This is a genomic window from Streptomyces sp. NPDC058459 (assembly GCF_042721685.1).
GTDB lineage: Bacteria > Actinomycetota > Actinomycetes > Streptomycetales > Streptomycetaceae > Streptomyces.
Window position 1 is genome coordinate 1 of the sequence record NZ_JBHXLV010000107.1, and the last position, 22,068, is coordinate 22,068.

Below are 22,068 nucleotides of genomic sequence, written 5' to 3' on the forward strand. Positions count from 1 at the left end.
TGACCGCGAGCCGCGAACGCGGCGGCTCGCGGCCCTGACCGTCGCCGAGGTCCGGCGGCTGTTCAACCTGATCGGCCTGACACACACCGCCATCGGCCAGGGACTTCACTGGTCGACCTGGCGGCGTGCACATCAGGCGGAAGCACGACGGCACCACTTCCGAAGGCGGCTACGGCTCCAGATGATCCAGATCTAGCCCTGTAGTACTAGCCGGAACCTCCGGCGGTGTGCGGCGCGGGCGGCTCGGTCTCCGGGCCGCCCCTCGCCATGTGCACCTGTGTACGAGGGTTCAGTGCGGCGTGTGATCCCCGGCCCGCGTCCGCACCCGAGGTGGCGGGCGGGCGTTGGACCGAGGGTGGAGGCAGGCCGGTGCAGGAACGATTTACCCGTGCGCCGGGCCCCTCTCCGAGCGTGCGCCCTCGGGGTGCCGCACCGCCGCGAGCTCTGGAGCGCAGAACAGTGTGGGCATACGCCGAACACGCCGAGTGGGCGTCCGCAGCGGGGCGTTGCGGTCCGGACGGTCTGATCGGCCGGGACGAGGAGACGACGGACCTCCGGTCGTGCCTGGCCCGGCACCGGCTGGTCACGGTGACGGGGGCGGCGGGTGTGGGCAAGAGCGCGCTGGCGGCGGTCGCGGTGGGCGGCGCCCCGGCCGGCCCGGACAGGGGTGACGGCTCCGCGCCGCCGGTCGTCCCCTCCGCCTCGCCCGCTCCCCCCTCCGCCTCACCCGGCGCCGGCGGCCCGGCTGCCGTACGGCCCTGGGTGCGGGTGATCTATGTGCGCTGCCCGGGGGGCGGGGGACCCGTCGCGGTGGGGGCGCTCGCGGCCCGGGTGGCGGAAGCGGTGCTGGGACCCCGGGATGCGGTGGCCGTGCGGGGTGCGGCCGGCGGGGGTGCGGCCGGCGGGTGGACGGCTGATGGTGGTGCGGCTGACGGCGGTGCGGTCGGGCGGCGGGCGGGCGGCGCGGGGGCCGTACCGAAGGCGCGTGCGCCCCGTACGACGGCCCGCCCCGCCCCCGCCGACCTGGTCGCGGCGCTGCGCGGGGCCGGGCGGCGCCCGGTGCTGCTCCTCCTCGACGACGCGGACGCGGTACGCACCGAGTGCGCCGGGCTGGTGCAGCGACTGCTGATGGACGTACCCGGGGTGCGCGTCCTGGTGACCTGCCGCCAGGCGCTCGGGCTCGGTGAGGAACGGGTGCTGCGGCTGGCCCCGCCGGCCCCGGACGCGGCGGTCGAACTGTTCCTCGCGCGGGCCCGTGCCGCCGCCCCCGGCTTCCGGGCGGAGGGCGCGGAGGCGGCGGCCGTGGCCCGGATCTGCCGGGTGCTGGAGGGCGTACCGCTCGCCGTGGAGCTGGCGGCCGGGCAGCTCGACCGGGAGCCGTCCGCGTGGGCGCTGGCCGACCGGCTGGAGCAGGGCCAGTGCTGGCTGGCCGCGCCCGGACCGGCGCTGCGCCGGCACCGATCGCTGCGGTCGGCGGTCGGGGCGGCGTATCTGCTGTGCGAGCGGCCCGAGCGCGCGGTGTGGAGCCGGAGCAGCGTGCTCCAGGGGGTGTTCACCGAGCCGACGGCTGCCTACCTGTGCGCGGGCGCGGGCGTCGAACCGCACCAGGTGTCCGCCTGCCTCACCCGGCTGGCCGCCGTCGGGGTGCTGGACACGCTGGACGAACCGGGGGCCCTGCGCCCGCCCCGCTACCGCATGACCCGCGCCGCCCGCGACTTCGGCACCGAACGGCTGCGCGCGGCGGGGGAGTTCACCGTGGCGGTGGAACGCCATGTGCTGCACCACCGGCGTCTCGCGGAGGTCGCCGCGCACCTGTGGAGCGCCGGTGACCAGCGCCAGGCGGCCCGGCTGGTCCGGGACAACGCGGCCGACCTGGCCGCCCTGGTGGAGTACGCGGCCCGCCCCGACGCCCCGGCCGCGCGGGTGACGGCGGCGCTCGCCACGCTGGCCGACCTGTGGTTCTGGTGGACGGCGCACGACCACGGCGAGGAGGGCCGCGCGCACCTGGCCCGGCTGCTGCCCCGCCATGACGCCGACGACCGTCTCGCAGCCCGAGCCCGCTGGCTCGCCGCCTGGCTGAACGCCTCCGGCGACCCGGCCACCGCCCGTGTCCTGCTCGGCGAGGTCTGGCGGGCGGCCGTGCTCGCCGGGGACGACGCGCTCATCGGCCGGGTCGCCCATGTCCAGGGCGTACTGGCGTGGGAGCGCGGGGACGCCCGTACCGCCGCCGACTGCTTCCGGCAGGCCGCCGACACCGTCCCGGCGTACGCCCCCGGCGGGCCGGGCCCGTCGGTCAGCCTGGCGGCGCTGGCCGTGGCGCAGGCCCGTACCTCCCCGGGCGCGGCGGGCCGCAGCGCCCGCCGGGCACTGGCGTACCCCGGGGTACGGGAGGACGCATGGGCGACCGCGCTGGCCCGCTACGCCCGCGCCTACACCGACCACCACCAGGGCCACACGGCCCGCGCCTGGCACCGCGCCCACCGCACCCTCGCCGCCCTGACCCCCCGCACCCCCCTGCCGGGCGTCCCCGACTCCCCCGACCTCCCGGCCGTACGCGCCTCCCTGCACCGCCTGCTGGCCGACATCGGGTCCCCCCGCACCCCCCGAGCGGCCCGCCCCACGGTCCCGGCCCCCCGCACCGACACCCCCGCACCGACCCGAACGTCCAGCCGCACCACGGGGTGAGCGGCGCGCCCGCGCGCCGTATGCGCGGCTAATGCGCCTATGCGTCGCCTGATTTTCGCTTTATGTCGAGTCGTACGATCTCCGCACCGTCTCCACAAGTGCTTAAGTGTTTGACGTTTCTTCAGAGGGAGAGCCGATGGTGCGCGCCGTAGGGGCGGTGCGCACCTGCCACGGCTCGTCCCTCGCTTGTCCTTCATCCGCCGACCGTGCATGACGGGCGCCCGGTCGTGCCATCGGAATGGCGACGACACAGGTCAGCGCCGTTTCCCTTTTCAGGGGGTCCAGTCATGCACGGATACGGCAGCCTCGCCGCGACGGGTACGAGCCTCACCATCGGGAGCATCGTGCTCGATCAGACCTGGCTCATCGTGACCGCCCTGCGTCTGGTCGTCGTGGGGGCCCTGTTCATCCGCCTCGGCTTCCGCCGGGGCAAGGGGCCGGGGGAGATCTGAGATGGGGCAGGTCCCTTCCGCCACCTACGCGTCACGTCGGCGCCTGATCATCGTGGCGACGCTGCCCCTGTTCGGCTTCATAGGCTGGGGCGTCTATCACACGTTCGCCGTACTGGCGGCCTTCCAGGGCCGTGGCAACCACCTCGCCCTCGCCTGGGCGGTCAGCTTCCTGCTGCTGTGGTGGGTCCCGCTGGCCTGGAAGGAGAAGCCCTTCACGGTCACTCCTCACCAGCAGCATCAACTCGACGCCCTCATGGTCGCCGTGCAGGTGCCCGTCTACAACAAGGACGAGGAGGCCCTGAGGCTCTGCCTGCACAGCCTGTTCGAGCAGACCCGCAGACCGGACCGGGTCCAAGTCGTCGACGACGGCTCGATGGACAGGGCGAGCGGCCGGCTGGTCACCTGCGACGCCGTGCGCGAGTGGTTCACCGCCCGCGCCGCCGAATGCGGCATCGAGGCAACGTGGACCCGTACCGTCAACCGGGGCAAGCGGCACGCCCAGATGGAGATCCTCGCCGACGACCCTGCCGACATCTTCGTCACCCTGGACAGCGACTCGGTCCTGGACCGCCGCGCCGCCGACGAGGGGCTCAAACCCTTCGCCGACCCGAAGGTGAAGTCGGTGGCCGGCATGGTCGTGGTCCTCAACAGCCGGGACAATCTGCTCACCTTCATGACGAGCATGCTGTACCTCCCCTTCACCGGGGCTTCCGCTCGGCGCAGTCCGTACTCAAGCGCGTCATAATGAACTCCGGCACCCTCGCCTTCTACCGGGGCGAGGTCATCTGCAAGTACGCGCACGCCTAACCGAACGAGACGTTCCGGGGGCGGCCGATGCAGATGAACGACGACTCGCTGATGACCTTCTACGGGCTCCTCGACGGGGACACCGTCCGTCAGCCCAGCTCGATCTGCTTCACGCTGGTCCCGGTGACCGTCCGGCACTACCTCAACCAGCAGTTCCGCTGGATGCGCGGGACGTTCGTCCGCACCTTCTGGTGGTTCCGGTACCTCCCTCTCACCAGCGTGGCGTGGTGAATGCCGGTACTGGAGGTCGCACAGCTCATCCTGTCGGTGGCCATCCCGGTGGCCCTGCTGACCGACCCGGCGCAGCGGCGCGACCTGTTCGCGCTGGTGGTTTCCACGGTCGTCGTGAGGCTCGGCGTGAACTGGGTCATCGCCCTGAGGTTCTTCTGCATCGACCGGTCGGACGAACCTCGCTGGTTCCGGCTGGCCCTGTCCCTGACGGCGCCCGTCACCGGCGTCTGGCGGCTGCTGGTGCTGCGGCCCATGTACTTCTACGCCATGTTCACCTGCTGGAAGATCGGCAAGTGGGGGACGCGGGACACCATCGAGGTCGGCATGGCGAAGGCGTGAACGGGGGCGGTCCCGTAGGGACCCTGGCGTGGGCGACCTGGGGGACGGCCCGGTCAGCCCCTGACGGCCGGAAGGCCGTAGACGTCATGTGCTGGGTGGGGTGTACGCGGTACAGGGCGCCGGGTTCGGAGTGCATCCAGCCGGGGCTGACCATCTCGCAGCTCAGCAGGAGGGCACCGTCCTCGAAGGCGGGGAGGGCGGGGAGGGCGGGGACGGCGTCCCGCTGGCTGACCAGTTCGGTATGCACGGTCTGGGTGGTGCCCACCACCGGCATGGCACCATGCGCGGCCCCGTCCAGCAGGGTCCGGGCGGGCAGCGGACCTGAGGCGGGATCGTGGGGGCCGGTTCGAGGTGGCCGTCGGGGTGCAGATCGAGGCAGAGGGCGACGGTCCAGCCGCAGGCGGGATGAGCGAACAGCACCTCGACGTCGCAGGCGAGGGCGCCGGCGTCGGACCAGACCGAGGGTACGGGCGCGGGCGGCTCCGCCGTGCCGGCCCGTACCGGGGATATCCAGGCTCGTCGGGCAGCACACCCGTCGGCCGCCCCGTGACCCCGTCCTCCTGCAGCACCCACCGAAGCCCCCGCCCCATCGACAGCCGCTGCGTGCGCACTGAGTCGTGCAACTCACGCAGGTAGGCATGCCCGCCGTCATCAACAAGCTTAAGAACGGCGAGCGTTGGCACATGACATGCGCTCCCCTTCTATCGGATCCCTGCGGACTCCCGCGATGAAACGGCCCTGATCTGTCATTGAGCACCAATTCTCATCAGCGATCGGGGCACTTACGAAAGGGGCTGTGATCACTTCCAGCCGAGGTCGTCGCGGGGCTATCGGGGACTGCGATCATCGCCCAATGTCACACGAATCTGACGCGCAGTGGAGCGATCCGGTCTCGCACGTGGTGATGATGACCGTCGAACTCGCCGCGGAACTGCTATCGCGGGAGAACTTCAACCGCCGCTTGAACCGGGGTCACGTGGCCACGCTCGCGGCAAGCATGGTGCGCGGACACTGGCAGGTCACACACCAAGGGATCGCTCTCGACGGTCCCCTGGCGACGGGTTCGGTCATTGACGGCCAGCACCGGTTGCACGCCGTGGTGGAGGCGGGGGTAGCCGTCCCCATGCTGGTCTTCGAGCACGTTTCCCGTGACACCTTCCGGGTACTGGACACCGGGCAACGGCGTACCGCAGCGGACGCGCTGTCGTTGAAGGGCGAGAGTAACTCGCAGTTGCTCGCCTCCACCGTCCGGCACGTCCATCTCTACCTGAATGTCCCGGTCGGGCAATGGATCGGTCCCAAGGCACGGATGACGAATGACCAGATCCTCGAAGCTCTGGAGAAGGACCCGGACGGGTACCGAGAGGCGGCCGCCGTCGGACGCAAGCTAGGTCCGAAGGCTCTGATCATTCCCACTGCAGCGGCGGTGGGTTACTACGTGACCGTGGACGGAAGCACGCCGCGGACGAGGGTCGACGAATGGCTCTCCGGGGTGGCCTCCGGCGCGAACCTGAGCGGAGGAGACCCGCGACTCGCCCTCTGCAGGACGCTCATCAATGCCCGCGGCCGGGGCAACCAGCGACGACGCTCGACGCGCGCCCAGTCGGGCCTCTATGTCAAGGCTTGGAACCACTGGATGGAGGGCGACGAGATCACCGAGCTGAAGATGGCGAAGAACCAGAGGCTGCCGAAGCCATTCCGACTGGAGACCTCACCCGAGAAGGACGATCACTAGCCGCGTCCTTAGCTGCCCCTCCAGTCGGGCCCATGGCTCAGTGGTCTCCAGTCGCAGGGGTGTCGTCAGCCGGTCGATCAGTGGTCGCTGATGTCCCGTCTGAGGGCGGGCCAAGCCGGATCGGCCGCACCCCGGCCCAGAGCGAGGCCGCGGAGCAGGTCGTTGTCCGCCACATCCTGCCGGATGCCCATACGCCCGTCGCCGAGGCGCCACTACCACGGGGGGCGGTGGGCGCAGACGTGCAGCGAGCGGTCTCGGAACTCGTAGCCGAGGCCGCGTAGCCACCATGCGGCCGTGCTGATCGACAGGGGCTGCGGAGCGCAGTGAAGCGTCAGTCTGACGGCCTGCTCCAGGGTGCGCGGTCCGGGTAGTGGACCGTGCCGGTAGAGCCCGTACCGGCCGGCACCCGCCCAGCAGAAGCGGAGGTCTCGGTACAGAAACGCTGAGGCGGTACGGGTGGAGACGTTTTTGCAGTACTGCGTGCGGACCTGTTGGATCAGTTGCGTCACGGTCCCCGGGCGGCCAGCTGTGCACGCCGCGGCGTACAGCAGGTTCGCGTTACGCGAACTCGCCGGTTCGGCGCAGCCGCACCGATCCGCTTCCCAGGGGCTCCGCGCGGCTCCGCAGCGAGGGCATGCAAGTGTCTGGTGCCCGCTTCCGTTGCCAGGTTGCCGCCAGGTGTTGTGATGCTCGCGAATCAGGGTGTCCAGTTTGTAGACGGTCATGCCTCGTGCCAGTCGATCCTGTCCGCGACGGCCGCGAGGTGGGACTGGCGAGGCTGATGCGGCACCGATGATTCCAAGAATCTCTGCACATCGGACGTGCCGATGCGCGGCAGATTCTCGGCCGCCGCGGCTGAGGTGACAATGTGTGCCTTGCGCAGGACGTCACGTGGTTTGCGGGTCGAGCGGTCGAAGAGACAGGCGATGGCGTCCGGGGTGAACGGGAACATCTCGTCCCCCTTCTCCCGGACCGTGCCGTCCTTCGTGGCCGCCGTCAGATAGGGGCGAAGGAGCTGAGCCGCCTGAGCCGCGTCCCGCAGCGCGGGCAGCTTGACGGTGCTCAGCCGGTTCGCCTCCGTCAGCTCGAAAGGGGGCAGATCGGCAAGCGCCCAGGCAGTGCCGATCGCCAGGGAGGCACGCGGGTGCATCGTTGCCACTATCGTGACCATGTCGGCCATCGGCAGTGTCTCCACCAGCACGTCGCGGAACTTCTCCACCTCGAGGTTACGCTTCGCCTTGCCCGTCGCGGTACTCGCGAGGTCCTCCAATTGATCGCAGAAGATCAGCACGTGCTGCATACCAGCGGCAGCAGCGAAGAGCAGGAACGTCGCCATGTAGGAGGCGCCGTTACGGCTGCGCGAGGTCGGTGTGACCAGCCGCAGGTGCTCGGCGGCGGGTTTCCAGCCCTCTTCGCAGAGCGCGACGATGAGCTTGTCGTCCGGTGGTCCTAGCGTTCGGCCCCGGATCGACCGGTGCTCATCGGTGACCATTTCCACGAGGTCGCGCAGGTTGTCGCTGCCTACTCTCCCGATGAGCCGCTCCCGCAGCCGCGCGGCCAACGGCTGCTCGCCACCTTCTGCAGAGTAGGTGACGGCATACTCCACCGCAGCGAACAGCGCCGCGCCGAGGGAGCGCACGTTTGCCGTGTCGAAGCTGGTGACCAGACAGCACACAGGAACCTCGGTCGCGTCCTCCTCGTCCAGACCGACCTCGCGATAGGCCCAGGCACCGAAGTCCTTGTTCACTTGTCGCGCCAGATGCTGCATGAGCGCCGACTTCCCGAAGCCCCGCGCATCCGAGTCGGCGGGCACGACACCGATTGACCATAGGTAACCGAACTTCAGACCGTTGTAGGACATGCCGAGAACGAACTTCTCGATGACCTCGCGGAGCTGCTGAGCGTGTACTCCGGGTTCGTACAAGCGGCCGTTCTCGCGGTCGTTCTTTCCGCCGACCAGGGACATGCCCGTCGCGGGGAACGGGTTTCCCCGCATCCGCCAGCTCTGCTTGATCCATACGATTCCGGCGACCGGATCCCCCGTGGTCACAGCGGGGCCACCCCCGCGTCTGCTTCCTCCAGACGCATGATGTGGAACACCCGCGGGCCCGAGAGGGTAGGCGAGACCAGCGGGCCGGTGGAACCCGGAGTCCGCGTGCCGGACGCCCCGTCCATGTGGATCTGGTAAGGGAGCCCCTCGACCCGGCCCCGGTGGGCGGCGAGCAGTGCGGCGTCAAACTCCGCATCACTGATGCGCAGTTGCCAGCACACCGCCGCCCGAATGCGCCAGATCGCCAAGTAGTCCGTGGGGGTTGCCATGCGCATTGTCTCCTCATGGCAGATACGGGGCAGGGCGGCCAGTACCGACCGGCAGACCGCGGGTCCGACCGAGCGCCGGAACGTCGCGTCGGCCCCCTTTCCCGCGACGGTCCCGGTGGCCCACAGCCGCAGTGCCGGGGGTCCGGGAGCGTAGTAGCTGTAGTTCGTGAGTCCCATGAAGCTGCTCCAGTGGCGGAGCAGTTCGTGGCTGATGTAGTCCATGGGACAGCCGGCCGCCGTGAAGGCAAGCCGAACGGCAGCCTCTTCGCAGAACGAAACGATCCGTCTACGGGTCAGCGGAGGCGGTGCCTTGGCCGTACTACCCGTCTGTGGCCCGGCACTTTGCAGAGCTTTCTCCCGGTCCGCCTGGTGATGCGCCTTCCATCGCGAGATACGGTTCTCCGCGCGCTGGACCGCGGTGCTCACGTACTCGTCGATCGCGGCCGCCGCTGCCGTCGGCTCCGCGCTCCATCCCAGCCCGCCTTGTCGGAGGCAGTCCACCAGGTGTGCGATGAACGCGCGGCGAAACTCCTGGCCGTTGCGGCGGGACGTGCCGTCCCACCGCAGCAGCGGGATGGACAACTGGTCCGAATCACTGTCGGGCCGTGCCCCGACCACACGCAGGAATCCTTCGAACTGAGGGTGTTTGTTCAGCAGTTCACCGAAGAGGACGTTGTAACCGACTCGCGTGTCGTGCGCCACGAGGTCGGTCCACGCGCGTCCTTGTGGGGTGAGTTCGAAGACCACCTGGGCGTGGGCGTACGCCGAGCGCGGTGAGGAGGGCAGTACGTGGCGCTCGACCCACCCCAGCCGCATCAGCTCCTTCAGTACATCGACGGTGTTGTGGACGTAGCGCCGGTGATCGGCTCGCAGCGCGGCCCACTTGGCGCCGTTGAACGATCCGTCGTTGTCCCCCTTACGCGCGATGCGCTCGGCCTGCTCGACCATCGCCACCCGGATCTGCCCGAACGAGTCGCCCCGCGCCACGGCCAACGCCGCGGTCTCGATGTAACTGAGCTCTTGAAGACGGGGAATACCTGCTCCGCCGACACTCATGGGCTCTTCTCGCTCTGGCTATGCCATTCGGATGATGTAGGCAAGGCGTGTCCTTTCCTCAGTTGCCCAGGTCTCCTGCCGAGGGTCGGCGAGCGAGTCCTGAGCGAAGCGGTCTGAGATCTGCTGGTGGAGTTCTCGCAGACATTCAAACCGTCCATTAGGGCTAATGCACTCTCATGGGGCATGAGATCCTTGTGCGGACATTACCGGTCCAGATGACCGGCAAAACGGTGTGAAACGCAGGTTCGGCTGCCTAGAGTCATCGTGCGATCGATCGACAGCCCGAAGGGCTCTGACCCCGAACACCTCGCAGGAGACGACGTGATCGACCGAACCTCACACTGGGCCGCCTACGCGGCCGGCATCCGGGAGTCGCACCCCTCGCCGGGGTCCGCCCCCGCGCGCTTCGAGTGGGGAACCCATCCCGGCAGCGGCCCCGGCGCGGCGGCGTTCGGCCGGGATCTGCGCGGACACCGGTTCCTCGAACTCGGCTGCGGGCCCGGACACAACGCCGCGTACCTTGCGGAGGCGCACGGAGCGTGTGTCGTGGCGATCGATCCGGTGGACCTCCAGATCAGCCGGGCCCGTGCTCGATACGGACACCTGACGGGCACCACGTTCCTGGCCTGTGAAGCTCTCCGGTATCTAGGGCGCCGGGCGGAGCAGTTCGATGTCGTTTACTCGGTCTTCGGCGCGGTGGGCCTGGTCGATCCGGAGCAGTTGCTGCCGGCCATCTCCCGCAGCCTGCGTCCCCGTGGCCTGCTGGTCTTCTCCGTTCCGCATCCGCACCGGGCCGGGCGAGGTTCCTACGGCGCAGGACCGCATTGGGACGTGCTCCGCCTGCCCGACGGCACGCGCCGTCCCTTGGTCCGCTGGGAGATCGGAGTCCGTCAGTGGAGGCAAACCCTCGCGCGCCATGAACTGCGCCTCCTAGCGGTACGCGAGTTGGGGGATCCTCGCTGCGCATGGACAACCACGCTCATTGTCCGGGCCCGCAGACTCGACTCCGTGCGGGGCAGCACCGGACAAGGGTGCTGCAAGGAGCCTGCAAGGAAAGTGCCGTACCCGCCGGGAAAACGCCCTGTCGACCGCTGTTCACACCGATGAGCGATGGGGGAAGGCGTGGCTTTCGGAACAACGCGACCCGCACTGATCGAGCAAGGGCACTGGCTCACCGTGCGGGGCTGTAAACGGGTATTGGTCGTGGCGCACACCCTGACGTTCGCGCAGCGGCTGGAGGAAGTGTTCGGGCTGCTGAAGGCTGACCTCCGCGTCCAGCTGGCCTTCACAACCGCGCCCCATGCCTTCGGTGGTGGAGCCGAACGGTACCTGGAGAACATGGGCATCACCGTGCTGCCCTGGGAGGAGGTCCGGCACGCCGACTTCGACCTGGTGTTGGCCGCCGGCTCACGCGGATTGCACGAACTCAGCGCTCCGGTCCTGCGCGTCTCACATGGAGCCGGACATATCAAACTGCTCACCGACACCAGCGTCTTGGCTCCGGGCGAGCGCCGGTGGCCGGGGATGCAGAGTCGCCAGCACCTGGTGCACGAGGGGCGGGTGGTTCCCGCGGCGATCGCCTACGCGCACGACCGTGACGTGGAGGGGCTGCGGCGCTCCTGCCCCGAGGCACTGCCGGTCGCGCACGTGGTGGGCGACCCCTGCGTGGATCGTATTCTCGCGGCCAAGCCGTCGCGCGAGCAGTACCGCCGGTCCTTGGGCATCGAGACCGGGCAGCGCCTGGTGGTCATCAACTCCACATGGGGTGACACCTCCACCTTGGGCCGGCTCGATGCCCTGCTGCCGCATCTGGTAAGCCGACCGCGAGACGACCGATACCGGATCGCCCTGCTGATTCACCCGAATGTGTTCGCCGGACACGGAACGTGGCAGGTGCGCGGCTGGCTGAACGCGTGCAGTGAGCGCGGGATGGCGATCGTGCCGCCCGAAGCGGAATGGCAGTCCGTTTTGGTCGCCGCTGACTGGATTGTGGGCGACCACGGCTCCCTGACGGCCTACGGCGCCCTCACTGAGGCCACCCTTCTACTCACGCCCGATTCAGGACGAGAGGTGTCCGCCGACTCCCCTGCGGCACTGCTGGCCGCCGCCGCACCCGTTCTCTCGCCTGGGCATTCGCTGGTCGAGCAGTTGGACTACGCGGCCCGCACGCGCACCCCTGGACAGTACGACCAGGTGGCCGCCTCATTGTCGTCGGTGCCGGGGCATTTCCATCGGCTGATGCGGTCGCTTATCTACCGTCTGCTGGACCTGGGTGAGCCCGCCCACCCGCCCGTCGTCGCCGTCTTGGCGCCGCCCCCTTCACTCGATCGATGGGTGACGGCTGCTCCGGGCAGGGGAGCGCGGTGGTGAGGGGACGGGCCGCGGCCTCTGCTTTCACGGACTGATCAAAGGTCCCGCAGACTGTCGCCCAGTCGTTGGGTGTCCGTGGGGCTCAGCCTGCAGAAGAGGTCACGAGCGGCCGAGTAGTACCGCCTCGCTGTCGCGAGGTCGTCCTGCGCCTCGGCCGCCATGCCCAGCCATTCCAGGCAGCGCCCTTCCCAGTGTTCCGAGCGGGAGCCGCCGGTGCGGAAGTCCGCCAGAGCCTCCCGTAACCGTTGGATGCCGCCTTCGTGGTCCTGGGTGCGGACCAGCGCATGGCCGAGCAGGGCCAGCACCCGGGTGGCCTCGTACATATCCCCAAGAGATTCCAGTTCATCATGGGCCTGCCGCAGGTGGCGGGCCGCGCCGGTGGGGTCGTCGCCCGCGAGAGCCGTTTCGCCGAGGCGCCGTCGGGAGAGCGCCGCCCCACGCCGGTAGCCGATCGACTCCCTCAGTAGCAAGGCTTGTTCGAAGTGTTCACGGGCGTCGTCAAGGCGGCGGGCCAGGAGATCAAGGTGCCCGAGTCCGTTGATGGCCTGTGCCTGCTGCCGGGTGTCACCGTCGTGCCGGGCCATGGCGAGCGCCTGCCGGTACCACTGGGCCGCCTCCGTATACTCGCCGGCGTCGCGCAGACCGATCGCGCCGGAAGTGAGCATGCGGCCCGTTCCTTCTCGTGAACGGCTCTGACGCGCTGCGTCGAGCCCGAGGCGATGAGCCTCGATCCACATCCCCGATGGACGAAGGCGAAGGAACAGAGGCCACATGACGTCGGTCAGACGCCAGCAGAGCGTGTGCCAGCCCGCCGAGGCACAGTGCCGGACGGCACCCATCAACGCGTTCCGGTTGGTGTCCAGCCACGCTAGCGCCTCCTCCGGTCCGCCGAGCGGAGTGGGCGGGACCATCTCCAAGAGATCGTCGTGTCCCGGTAGCCGGTGACTTGGTACGAGGATGTTCTCGGCCACGGCGGCGGTGGCCAGGCACCAGTCCACGAATCGGCGCAACACCCGTTCGCGCTGCTCGGGGCTCTCCCGCTCCTTGCCGGTGCGGTGGGCGTGAGACCGGACTAGGGCATGGACCCCGTACGTGTCCGGGCCCGTCTCCTCAAGGAGGTTCGCTTCCAGGAGTGTGTGTACGGCGGCATCAGCGCGAAGCGCTGAATCCCGCGACGGCCGTAGGTCGTCGGTGATGGCGCTCAGCATGAAGTGGTCGTACCGGTCCGTGGGCAACAGTCCCACGCGGCGGTAGAGTCCGGCAGCCTCAGGTGGCAGCAGGCCGTAGGACATGTCCATGGCGGTGCGGATCACCGCCTCGCCGTCCAGGAATAGGGCGTCGACGGGCCCTGCCCCTTCGGCCAGGCTTCGGGCGAGTGCGGACACCGAGCCGTGTGGGCGAAGTGCGAGCTGTGCGGACGCCAGGCCGACCGCTAGGGGAAGCCGGCCGCACAGTCGGATCACATCCTGTGCTGCGGCGCGCTCCCGCGATACGCGTGCCCCGCCACCCATGGTCAGCAGCTCCATCGCCGACTCCGTGGCGAGGCCCTCCAGCCGGAATATGTCGGCGCCCTCGACATACAGCCCGGTAAGGACGCTCCTACTGGTCACCACGGTGAGCCCCGACGCGGTGCTCAGCAGAAGGGGGCGCACCTGCGCCGATGAGACCGCATCGTCCAGCAGCACGCCCAGCTTCAGCTCCGAGGTGAGGGAGCGCCACAGAGCGGTCCGCTGCGCGAGGTCTGCCGGTACTGAGGGTGCTCCGAGCGCGATCAGGAACGCCTCCAGGACCGTTGCCGGGGGAACAGGACCACTCGCCCCTGCCGGGGAGTGCCCGCCGAGGTCCGCGTAGAGAAGACCGTCAGGGAAGCTGCTCGCGTGCTTGTGCAGCCACCGCGCAGCAAGGGTGGTCTTCCCGGCGCCGGCGAGGCCGCTGATCACGAGGATCTGGGGAACCGGCGTGGGATGTCGCGTGTATAGCTCGTCCAGCCTGCGGAGCTCGTGCTCCCGGCCGACGAAACGTGCCGTGAGCGGCGGTAGTTGTCGTGGCCGCGGCCGTGAGGCAGGGGCCGCGGGATGAAAGTGGATGCCGCCGTGGATGTCCCTTGATTGCACGCTGGGACCATGGAGTACCGCGTCGCCGCCGATGACGTTGACGGTGGCTGGAGCGGCCGACGAGGTGGGAACCACGTGGCAGCGTAGGTAGAGGTTCACCGCGCGATCCGTGGCGGTGTCGTACAGAGCGACGCCGTGTAACCCATGAGCGAGCTGCGACCAGGCGGCCGGGTCAGCGCCGGAACCTGGCAGCGGCCAGAGGCGGGCCAGCCGTGCGTCCACCCGCCCGGCGATCCCTACGAGGTCAGCGAGCCCCTGCCAGGCAGCGGAGCGAGGGCTGTCCGCACATGCGGCCACGGCCGCCAGCAGCGCCTCAACCTTTTCCGGGTCCGGGGTCCGCACGATCCCTCCCCTCTCTCAGCCCTATCGGGAACTCCTCAGCTCGGACAGCGCGCCACCGAAATCGCGCGTCTATCGGCCAATCTCGGACGTACACGGTGAAGGTATAGCCAGCATAAACAGGTCCATGACACCCTTTAATGCCCGGCCAGCACAGGCCCTACCGGCGGGAGGACGCTGGTGGAGTTCGAGATAAGGCTGTCAGGATCGGTCGATGTCCGGGTTGCCGGCCGTCGTAGTCATCTGGGCTCGACCAAGACCCGTCTAGCCTTGGCCGCCTTGGCCTGGGACGCGGGCCGGACTGTGGGCGTCGACACTCTCATCCATCGCATCTGGGACGAGCATCCGCCGGTCAAGGCGAGAGAAGCATTGCACGTCCATATGTCGCGGATCCGCAAGGCCTTGCGGATCGCCGCCGAAGGTGCGCCGAAGATCATCAGTCGGACTAACTCCTACGTGCTGCGTGTAGACCCGGACCGGGTGGATCTGCGGGCCTACACGAGCTGTGTCGACCAGGCCCGTGCACTAAGGGGAAGCGCTGACGACGAGGCGGCCCTGCGTGCGCTGGCTGAGGCAGACGCTCTCTGGCACGGTGAGCCTCTGGCCGGCATGTCCGGTTCCTGGCCGGAGCACCTCCGCACCACCGTCGGTGAGACGACCCTCGTTGCGGCGATGACGCGTGCGGAGATCCTCGTTAGCAACGGGAGGTTCGCGGACGCGGTGCCCGTGCTGCTGCCGTTGGTGAACCAACACCCGGTGGACGAAGGGCTGGTCGGGCTGCTGGCCGTCGCGCTGCACGGAGGCAGCCGTACGGCCGAGGCGACCAGGCTCCTGCAGCGGACACGGCAACGCGTCATCCGGGACATCGGCCTTGATGCCGGGCGGCGGATCCACCGCGTCCAAGAGGGAATCCTCTCCGGACGATCTGCCGCGGCGCTGCACGAATCCGCAGCAGGCAGCAGACTCCCAGTGCGACCGCCGCGCCAGGTCCCGGACAATCTCCCGCGCGACGTCCCGTGGATCGGCCGTCGCGCGGAATTGCGACGGCTGATCTCAGCTCTGTGCGAGGAGAGCGGTGACTCGGGTGCCGTCGTCACCGTAGAGGCGATCGAAGGGATGGGCGGTATCGGTAAAACGTCCCTGGCCGTCCACCTGGCACACAGGGTGCGGGACCGTTTCCCGGACGGCCGCTGCTTCATCCGCCTCGGTGGTCACGCGCCCGACCATACGGCTGTGTCACCTGCTCGTGCCCTCACCACCCTGCTGCGGCTGCTCGGTGTGGACGGCAAGGAACTGCCTCAGGATACCGACGAACTGATCGCGCTCTGGCGCGCCAAGGCCCGGGACCGGCGCATGCTCGTGATTCTGGACGATGCCGCGAGCTCGGACCAGGTGCGCCAGCTTCTCCCCGGCGCATCCCCGACCACGGTGATGGTGACGAGCAGGCGACGATTACCTGGACTGCCCGGCGTACGGTCGGTGCCCCTCGACGTGCTGCCCCAGGAGGACGCGATCGGACTGTTCGTGCAGCGGTTTGGCTCGCGCGCCCGGACCGAGGAGTCAGAGATCGCGGACATCGTGCGCATCTGTGGTCATCTCCCCCTCGCCATCGAGATTGCGGCCAGTCGCCTGCTAGCCCGGCCGTCCTGGACGACCGCCGATCTGCTGCGCCAGCTGGCCGCCGACGGTGAGGACTTGACCGAACTCCACGACGGTGAAAGGGGATTGGACCATGTCTTCGCCTTGTCCTACCGTGCGCTGACAACTGAGCAGCAGTTGGTCTTCCGGCGGACCGGTCTGCACGTCGGAACGGAGTTCGGGCCGTACGCGGTGGCAGCCCTCACCGGCCTCTCACCTCGAGCGGCCGAGCGGACCTTGGAACAGCTCCTTGCCCAGCACCTGGTCTCAGAGCCTGCCCCACATCGATTCACCATGCATGACCTTTTGCGGAAATATGCGCGTTCACTGAACGTAAATGATCATATCGAGTCTGCGGAGCAGTCCCGGTCGGCTATGGAACGCGTAGCCGATTTCTACCTGCAGACGGCGGACCGTGCCGACCGGCTGGCCCACCCGTACCGCTCCCGTATGACCTTGGACATCGATCACCTCAGCGCGTTGCCGGAGATCACCGATGGGCGTACCGCCGAGCATTGGATGATCGCCGAAGGTGCCAATCTTCTAGACACGCTGGACTGGGTCATACAGCATCGCTCGGATCGGCAACTAGCTCTATACATCCATGTATTAGCGGGCTTCCTGGCTACGCAGGGGCACCTGGAGTCGGCGGAGCCCCTGCTGCTACGGGCTGTCGGCCACTGGACCGCCACACGGAACAGCGCCGCTCGGGCGCGGGCTCTGCTCGACCTGAGCACCGTACGAAGCCATCGTTCCCGGTACGAGGAGGCGATCGCGGCCGCGCGCGAGGCGCTGGAGCTGGCGCGTTCCCTCGCGGACTCGGAACTGGAGGGCGAGTGCGTACACCAGCTCTCCATCCCTCTCTGGCAGACAGGCCAGTACGCGCTGGTTCAGTCTTTCCAGAAGCAAGTGCTCAACTCTCTCAACCAAACGGGAAGCAAGCTACAGCTCGCACGCAGCTACAACTTGCTGGGAATCACTCATCTCCATTTGTCGGAGAATGAGTCCGCGCAACAGTGCTTCGAGGCGTCCTTAAGTATCTTCACGGAAATTGACAGCGCGCGGGGTATGTTTAATGTACTCAATAACATCGCAGAGCTGTCGACTAAAAAAGGGGACTTGCGGTCGGCTGAGCTGGCTTACAGGAAAGCCATATCCGTGGCGGACGGGAGGTCCGACAGAAGGGAGCGAGCCACTCTTCAGATGAACCTGGCCAACGCTCTCGTCGGGCTCGGAAAGGTGGAAGAAGCCCTTTCGCTCTTCAGTGAGAGTCTCGAAGTTTTGCGGGAGGTGGGCGACCTCAGGGGGGAGGCGATCGCTCTCAACGGGATCGGACGGGCGCATCGGGCGGCCGGGCGCAGCGAGCAGGCGTTGCCTCTGCATGTCGCCGCGCTGGCCTTGGCCAGGCGCGTCCATGCCGCTGGTGAAGTCGTTGAGATCGCGTACGACGCGGCACAGGCCGAGCGAGATACCGGGCGTTTGGCGCAAGCAGTGGTATATCTTGAAATCAGTCGCAATATGGGTGAGAGTATTGGCGCCTCTGCCGAAACAGTCCGTGCTCAGCGTGAATTGACCGTTCTGCGCGAGACGTCCGATGGGGGGCGCGGGGGTATGTCGAGTCGGTGACGCGGGGCTGCCCTGGGTCTGGCGCACGTGATTTCTTGATGGCCCATCAGGGACTGTAGGGTTTCACGTGTGCGAACTGTGGCGCTTCAGCGCCGCAGCCAGTCTCGCATGCCCCCTCGAAGATACCCGTTAGTAATTTCTTGCTCGTGCGACAAGGCTGTCAGTGCGGGCACTACCGAACAAGGGAAAAATGAGCAAGCTGCCTATATTCATCCTGCTCACCTGTATGGCATTTTCAGTGTTCAAGGATGGTTCTCTGCCCCTCTAGGGGCTTGGGTGTGCGGCGGCACGTCCCGTCCCCGTGGTTTGCCACCGCACACCCATCAGGTCCCATTCTTCGCCTGCGCGTTGACTGTCAGACACTCCCTGGTCGCGCGCAGGTCTGAGAGCATGAAGTAGCAACTGTAAGGGCAGCAGCGGGAGTTGAGAATGGACGCAATCTCGGCGGAACTGCTCGTGGCGTTGGCGACCGGCGCGGCAGGCGAGGCCGGCCAGCAGCTGTGGATCTCGCTGAGCGCGATGGTGCGGCGACGTGCTCGGCCTGAAGACATTGAGCCTGGCGCAGTGGAGCCCGCGACCGGCGAAGCGGAGCTGCTCCACCTCAGCGCGGCTTCCCATGACATCGAACGCGCACGGTCGCTGAGTTCGGCCGTGCGGCGGCGGGCCGAGCATGATCTCCGATTTCGGGCCGATGTCGCTCTATGGCAGCGACAGGCGCAGGCTTTGCGTCGTGAGGACGGCATGGTGAGCAACGTGGTCAGCGGCACCCAGCGGGGTCCGGTCGTGCAAGGGCGTGATTTCTTCGGGATCACCTTCAACGAGGGCGGCCGCGGCGAGGGTCCGTGACCGGTTTCGCACCCGCACCTGCCCCCCGAACCCCGTCCGTCTCACCCGGAAATGATCATCAACGCCCCATCTGTGTGTTGAAAAGGGGCAGTTCGCGTAGAGATTTCGAAATTTTCTGGGCAACCCTTTTTCCCGCAGATGAGTCAGCTATGCGAAACCGTTGATCCTTCCTGCTGCCCAGAGGTTCGTGATGAAGCTGCGTCGTTCCCTGGCCCTCGCTGCCGCGACGGCTGTGCTGTCCCCGCTCGTGCTCATGACGGCCTCGGTCGCGCAGGCGGCGGACGGCGAGTCCAGCCCGTCCGCCTCGGCGTCGGCCACGGCGGGTGAGACGGGCACGGAGAGCGAGCCCGCCGGCGACCCCGGCACCACCCCGGCCTCCGAGGTCACCACCTCGCCCGCCACGGGCACCTCGCCGACCTCGCCGACCTCGCCCGCCGGCGACGCCACCTCGGCCTCGCCCACCCGGGGCAGCGCCTCCCCCTCGGCGTCACCCAGCAATTCCGCCTCCGCCTCCGCGTCGGCCTCCCCGTCGGCCTCGGCCTCGGCGTCGACGGCGCCGGAGGACTGCCTGGCGAGTGACGAGGTCGAGAAGTTCGACGACGACCTCAGCACCACGATCTCCGGGCTGCCGTCGAAGATCGTCGCGGGCAGCGGCTTCCACGGCTTCAAGCTGAACGTGAAGAACTCGGGCAGCCACTCTTACAAGCGCGTCGACCTCGGTGTCTTCGCCGCGGCCATCGCCGACGACGACGACTTCACCGACCTGAGCGAGTACCTCACCCTCCAGTACCAGGACCCGTCCACCGGCAAGTGGAACGACATCTCCGTGGACTGGGACGACGAGAGCGCCGGGTACCTCGGCTACACCGACGTGAAGGCCAAGGAGTCGTTCGCCGTCGACCTGCGCGTGTCCGTCGGCAAGAAGGCGCCCGACGGCTTCGGGTTCGTCGTCAGCACCGGCATGTACCTGGACGACGCGGGCGACTGTGTCGCCGCCGCGGACAGCAAGGGCTACGACTTCGAGGTCGTCGCCGCGGGTACCTCCACGGGCCCCGTCGACGACGCCACCCCGAAGCCGCAGGGCGGCAGCAAGCCGCTGCCCACCACCAAGCCCGCCGGCGACACCCAGATCGTCCCGCAGGGCCACCTCGCCCAGACCGGTTCCAGCTCGGCCCTCCCGGCCATCGCCCTCACGGGCGGCGCGGCGGTCGCGCTCGGCGTCGGCGCGGTGTTCGTCGTCCGGCGGCGCCGCCGCGAGGGCGGCAACGCCGCGGTCTGACGCGACGCCCCCTGGGCCCCGCAGCACCGAGCAGGCCCGGACGATCCCGTCCGGGCCTGCTCGCGTACGTGCTGCCGGTTCCTCAGCGGCCGGGCCCCCCGAGCAGGTCCGAGGCGGCCTGGACCGGGTCGGCGGCGTCCGGCCGCGCGGGCGGCGCCGGGTCGGCCTGGGGGTGGCAGGTGAAGCCGAGGCGTGCCATGGCGCGGCTGACCTCGAAGCCGGAGAAGTCCCGGCGGTCCTGCCGGGTGATGACCTCGCCCACCTGCTTGACGGGGTAGCGGCGGCGCCCGATGGTCACGGCGTCACCGGTGATGAGTTCGGGCGCGATGCCCGCCATCGAGGCGATCACTCCGTCCTTGGTCAGTTCGAACGGATACCGGGCGATGACACAGCGCATGTTGCCTCACATGAGAAAGGGGAAGAGCCAGGGCGAGCTGGACCGGACGGGCATACGGACCGCGGACGGGCGCGGCGGGTGTGACGGGAGCCGTCGCGGAGGACGACCGGTTCGGCACGGGTCACCGGGCCCGTGCACCTGTCGTCACCATCGCACAGAAGCGGCTGCTCCACCCGAACCGGTGCCGAAGTCGCCGGGCGAGGCGCGAGGCGCGCGGGGTGATCGGTTTCTGTCCCCGGTGCCGCTCTTCCATGCCACCTTTGATTGGATTCGGGGTGGTGTGGCGCTGACGGACCCGGTATACCGGCTCCGGCGCGGGATCGCTAGGTTGGGCGCGACGTCACCGCTGGCGCGGACAATTTACCCTTTGTCCACCGAAATCCCGGCAAACCGAACAGAGATCGAGGCGCATGTTGTCACGGGGGCTTTCGCGAATATCTGGCAGTACCGAGTCCTCGGTGCGGGGTCGGCCACGGCTGGGCTTCTGGGCCGTGGTGGGTGTGACGGCTCTCGGCTTCCTCGTCGCGCTGGAACTGGCCACACGTCGCTACGGCCTGCCCGGACCCCTGACGAACCAGGTCTCCGACCTGGTCGGACGTCCCAAATCGGCTGCCCTGCTGTACGCCGGTATGTCGCTGACGATGGTGGTGCTCACCTGGCGGCAGCGCCTCATCGCGCTCGGAGCGGCGATCGGTATCGACATCGTCCTCGCACTGGGCCGCTGGGTGTTCGATGTCGGGGGGACCGAGGGCTACCCCTTCGGCAACGGCGCGTTGTGGGTCATGCTGGGCTGCGCGGTCATCGCCGTCACCCGGCGTACCGGTTCGGAACGCGTGCTGCTGCTGAAGGGCGTCGGCCTCGGCCTGCTGCTGGTGGCCGGCCGCAAGACGGGTGACACCTGGCTGCTGATCACGGCGAAGACCCGCCCGGAGGTGCTCGACCCCTACGTGGCGGCCGCCGATCACGCGCTGGGCAACCCGTCGTGGGTGGTGGGCCGGATCGTCGGGGCCACGGGCTCGGTCGGCTTCGATCTCCTGCACGTGGTCTACGGCCAGCTCGCCGTGGCCGCGGTCGTGGTGGCGCTGTACCAGCTCCGCGGTGTGGCGGCCGAGCGCCGCTTCCCGCGCCACCATCTGGTGCGTACGTTCCTGGTGATCGGCCTGCTCGGACCCGCGGTCTACATGATCTTCCCCGTGGTGGGGCCCGTCTTCGCCTACGGCACCGGGGCGTTCGGCACCGGAAGCGCCCACTGGGCGGTCGCCGAGCTGTGGCCGCACACCCCGCCGCCGGCCGGCTCCCCGCACCCGGTGACGTACGACATGATCACGCCCCGCAACTGCATGCCCAGCCTGCACACCGCGTGGGCCACCGCGATCTTCATCCACACCCGCAGGGCCTCACGGTTCCTGCGCCGCGGAGGAACGTTCTGGCTCGTCGCCACCCTCGTCGCGACGCTGGGATTCGGCTACCACTACGGCGTCGACCTCATCGCCGGCGTGGTGTTCACGCTCACGATCGAGACCGTCCTGCGGGCCCTCGACCACGGCTGGGAGCGGGCGGCCGTACGGCTGGTCGCCTACGGGGCGGGGGTCTTCACCGCCATCCTGCTCTCGGTGCGCTTCCTGTCGGTGGAGATGGCGGCGTACCCCTGGGCGGCCGGTCCCCTCCTCCTGCTCGCGCCGGCCGTGATGATCCACGGCTACATACGGACCACCAGCCGGTGGGAGCCGGAGCCCGTGCCGCTGTCCGCGACGGTGCGGACGGCAGCGGCGACCCCCTGATGCGCGCGCCCCGAGGGCGAACCGAACGGGCCCGGACGCAGCACGGCGTCCGGG

Annotated in this window: 17 protein-coding genes and 1 pseudogene; 14 read left to right on the forward strand and 4 right to left on the reverse strand. The window is 68.8% G+C overall.

All coding sequences use genetic code 11. The annotated features are described in order from the left end of the window. From ACFWN1_RS20075 to ACFWN1_RS20110, 8 genes and pseudogenes are all read left to right on the forward strand, one after another. A pseudogene (locus ACFWN1_RS20075) lies at positions 1-196 on the forward strand (hypothetical protein); the annotation flags it as partial. A 263-nt stretch (positions 197-459) separates the two neighbouring features. Then, positions 460-2,685 (forward strand): hypothetical protein, encoded by a 2,226-nt coding sequence (locus tag ACFWN1_RS20080; RefSeq protein ID WP_384363683.1) that lies wholly within the window; start codon positions 460-462, stop codon positions 2,683-2,685. Positions 2,686-2,972: 287 nt separating this feature from the next. Further along, positions 2,973-3,137, forward strand: a complete 165-nt coding sequence (locus ACFWN1_RS20085) for a hypothetical protein (RefSeq protein WP_384363685.1) — start codon at positions 2,973-2,975, stop codon at positions 3,135-3,137. Between the two features lies 1 nt (position 3,138). Further along, complete coding sequence (locus tag ACFWN1_RS20090; protein ID WP_384363687.1) at positions 3,139-3,882, forward strand: glycosyltransferase; 744 nt, start codon at positions 3,139-3,141, stop codon at positions 3,880-3,882. Between the two features lie 89 nt (positions 3,883-3,971). After that, positions 3,972-4,175, forward strand: coding sequence for a hypothetical protein (locus ACFWN1_RS20095; protein ID WP_384363689.1), 204 nt, complete (start codon positions 3,972-3,974; stop codon positions 4,173-4,175). Then, complete coding sequence (locus ACFWN1_RS20100) at positions 4,176-4,514, forward strand: hypothetical protein (protein WP_384363691.1); 339 nt, start codon at positions 4,176-4,178, stop codon at positions 4,512-4,514. Between the two features lie 100 nt (positions 4,515-4,614). Then, a complete protein-coding gene (locus ACFWN1_RS20105; RefSeq protein WP_384363693.1) occupies positions 4,615-4,839 on the forward strand; it encodes a hypothetical protein in 225 nt (74 codons plus the stop codon). A 528-nt stretch (positions 4,840-5,367) separates the two neighbouring features. After that, a complete protein-coding gene (locus tag ACFWN1_RS20110) occupies positions 5,368-6,249 on the forward strand; it encodes a hypothetical protein (RefSeq protein ID WP_384363695.1) in 882 nt (293 codons plus the stop codon). A 721-nt stretch (positions 6,250-6,970) separates the two neighbouring features. On the opposite strand, the gene ACFWN1_RS20115 is transcribed toward ACFWN1_RS20110, so the two are convergent. Together ACFWN1_RS20115 and ACFWN1_RS20120 are read right to left on the reverse strand one after the other, a co-directional pair. Beyond that, positions 6,971-8,299, reverse strand: a complete 1,329-nt coding sequence (locus ACFWN1_RS20115) for a hypothetical protein (protein ID WP_384363697.1) — start codon at positions 8,297-8,299, stop codon at positions 6,971-6,973. After that, positions 8,296-9,624: a hypothetical protein gene (locus ACFWN1_RS20120; RefSeq protein ID WP_384363699.1), complete on the reverse strand. Its 1,329-nt coding sequence runs from the start codon at positions 9,622-9,624 to the stop codon at positions 8,296-8,298. Before ACFWN1_RS20120 ends, ACFWN1_RS20115 begins: the two co-directional genes overlap by 4 nt. Positions 9,625-9,945: 321 nt before the next feature. Between ACFWN1_RS20120 and ACFWN1_RS20125 the strand changes: the two genes are divergently transcribed. Together ACFWN1_RS20125 and ACFWN1_RS20130 are read left to right on the forward strand one after the other, a co-directional pair. Continuing rightward, entirely contained in the window at positions 9,946-10,731 is a 786-nt protein-coding gene (locus tag ACFWN1_RS20125; protein WP_384363700.1) for a class I SAM-dependent methyltransferase, read from the forward strand. 15 nt (positions 10,732-10,746) lie between these two features. Further along, positions 10,747-11,994, forward strand: coding sequence for a hypothetical protein (locus ACFWN1_RS20130; protein ID WP_384363702.1), 1,248 nt, complete (start codon positions 10,747-10,749; stop codon positions 11,992-11,994). Between the two features lie 35 nt (positions 11,995-12,029). On the opposite strand, the gene ACFWN1_RS20135 is transcribed toward ACFWN1_RS20130, so the two are convergent. Then, complete coding sequence (locus ACFWN1_RS20135) at positions 12,030-14,450, reverse strand: AAA family ATPase (RefSeq protein WP_384363704.1); 2,421 nt, start codon at positions 14,448-14,450, stop codon at positions 12,030-12,032. Between the two features lie 177 nt (positions 14,451-14,627). Between ACFWN1_RS20135 and ACFWN1_RS20140 the strand changes: the two genes are divergently transcribed. The 3 genes from ACFWN1_RS20140 (at position 14,628) to ACFWN1_RS20150 (ending at position 19,836) form a co-directional block, all read left to right on the forward strand. Then, positions 14,628-17,711, forward strand: a complete 3,084-nt coding sequence (locus tag ACFWN1_RS20140; RefSeq protein WP_384363706.1) for a tetratricopeptide repeat protein — start codon at positions 14,628-14,630, stop codon at positions 17,709-17,711. 429 nt (positions 17,712-18,140) lie between these two features. After that, positions 18,141-18,557: a hypothetical protein gene (locus tag ACFWN1_RS20145; protein ID WP_384363708.1), complete on the forward strand. Its 417-nt coding sequence runs from the start codon at positions 18,141-18,143 to the stop codon at positions 18,555-18,557. A gap of 190 nt (positions 18,558-18,747) precedes the next feature. Further along, positions 18,748-19,836 carry an LPXTG cell wall anchor domain-containing protein gene (locus ACFWN1_RS20150; protein WP_384363710.1) on the forward strand — a complete coding sequence of 363 codons (1,089 nt, stop codon included), beginning with the start codon at positions 18,748-18,750 and terminating at the stop codon, positions 19,834-19,836. An 82-nt stretch (positions 19,837-19,918) separates the two neighbouring features. On the opposite strand, the gene ACFWN1_RS20155 is transcribed toward ACFWN1_RS20150, so the two are convergent. Then, positions 19,919-20,233 carry an SCO5918 family protein gene (locus ACFWN1_RS20155; protein WP_384363711.1) on the reverse strand — a complete coding sequence of 105 codons (315 nt, stop codon included), beginning with the start codon at positions 20,231-20,233 and terminating at the stop codon, positions 19,919-19,921. A 410-nt stretch (positions 20,234-20,643) separates the two neighbouring features. On the opposite strand from ACFWN1_RS20155, the gene ACFWN1_RS20160 reads away from it, so the two are divergent. Further along, entirely contained in the window at positions 20,644-22,014 is a 1,371-nt protein-coding gene (locus ACFWN1_RS20160) for a phosphatase PAP2 family protein (protein WP_384363713.1), read from the forward strand. The last annotated feature ends 54 nt before the right edge of the window (positions 22,015-22,068 follow it).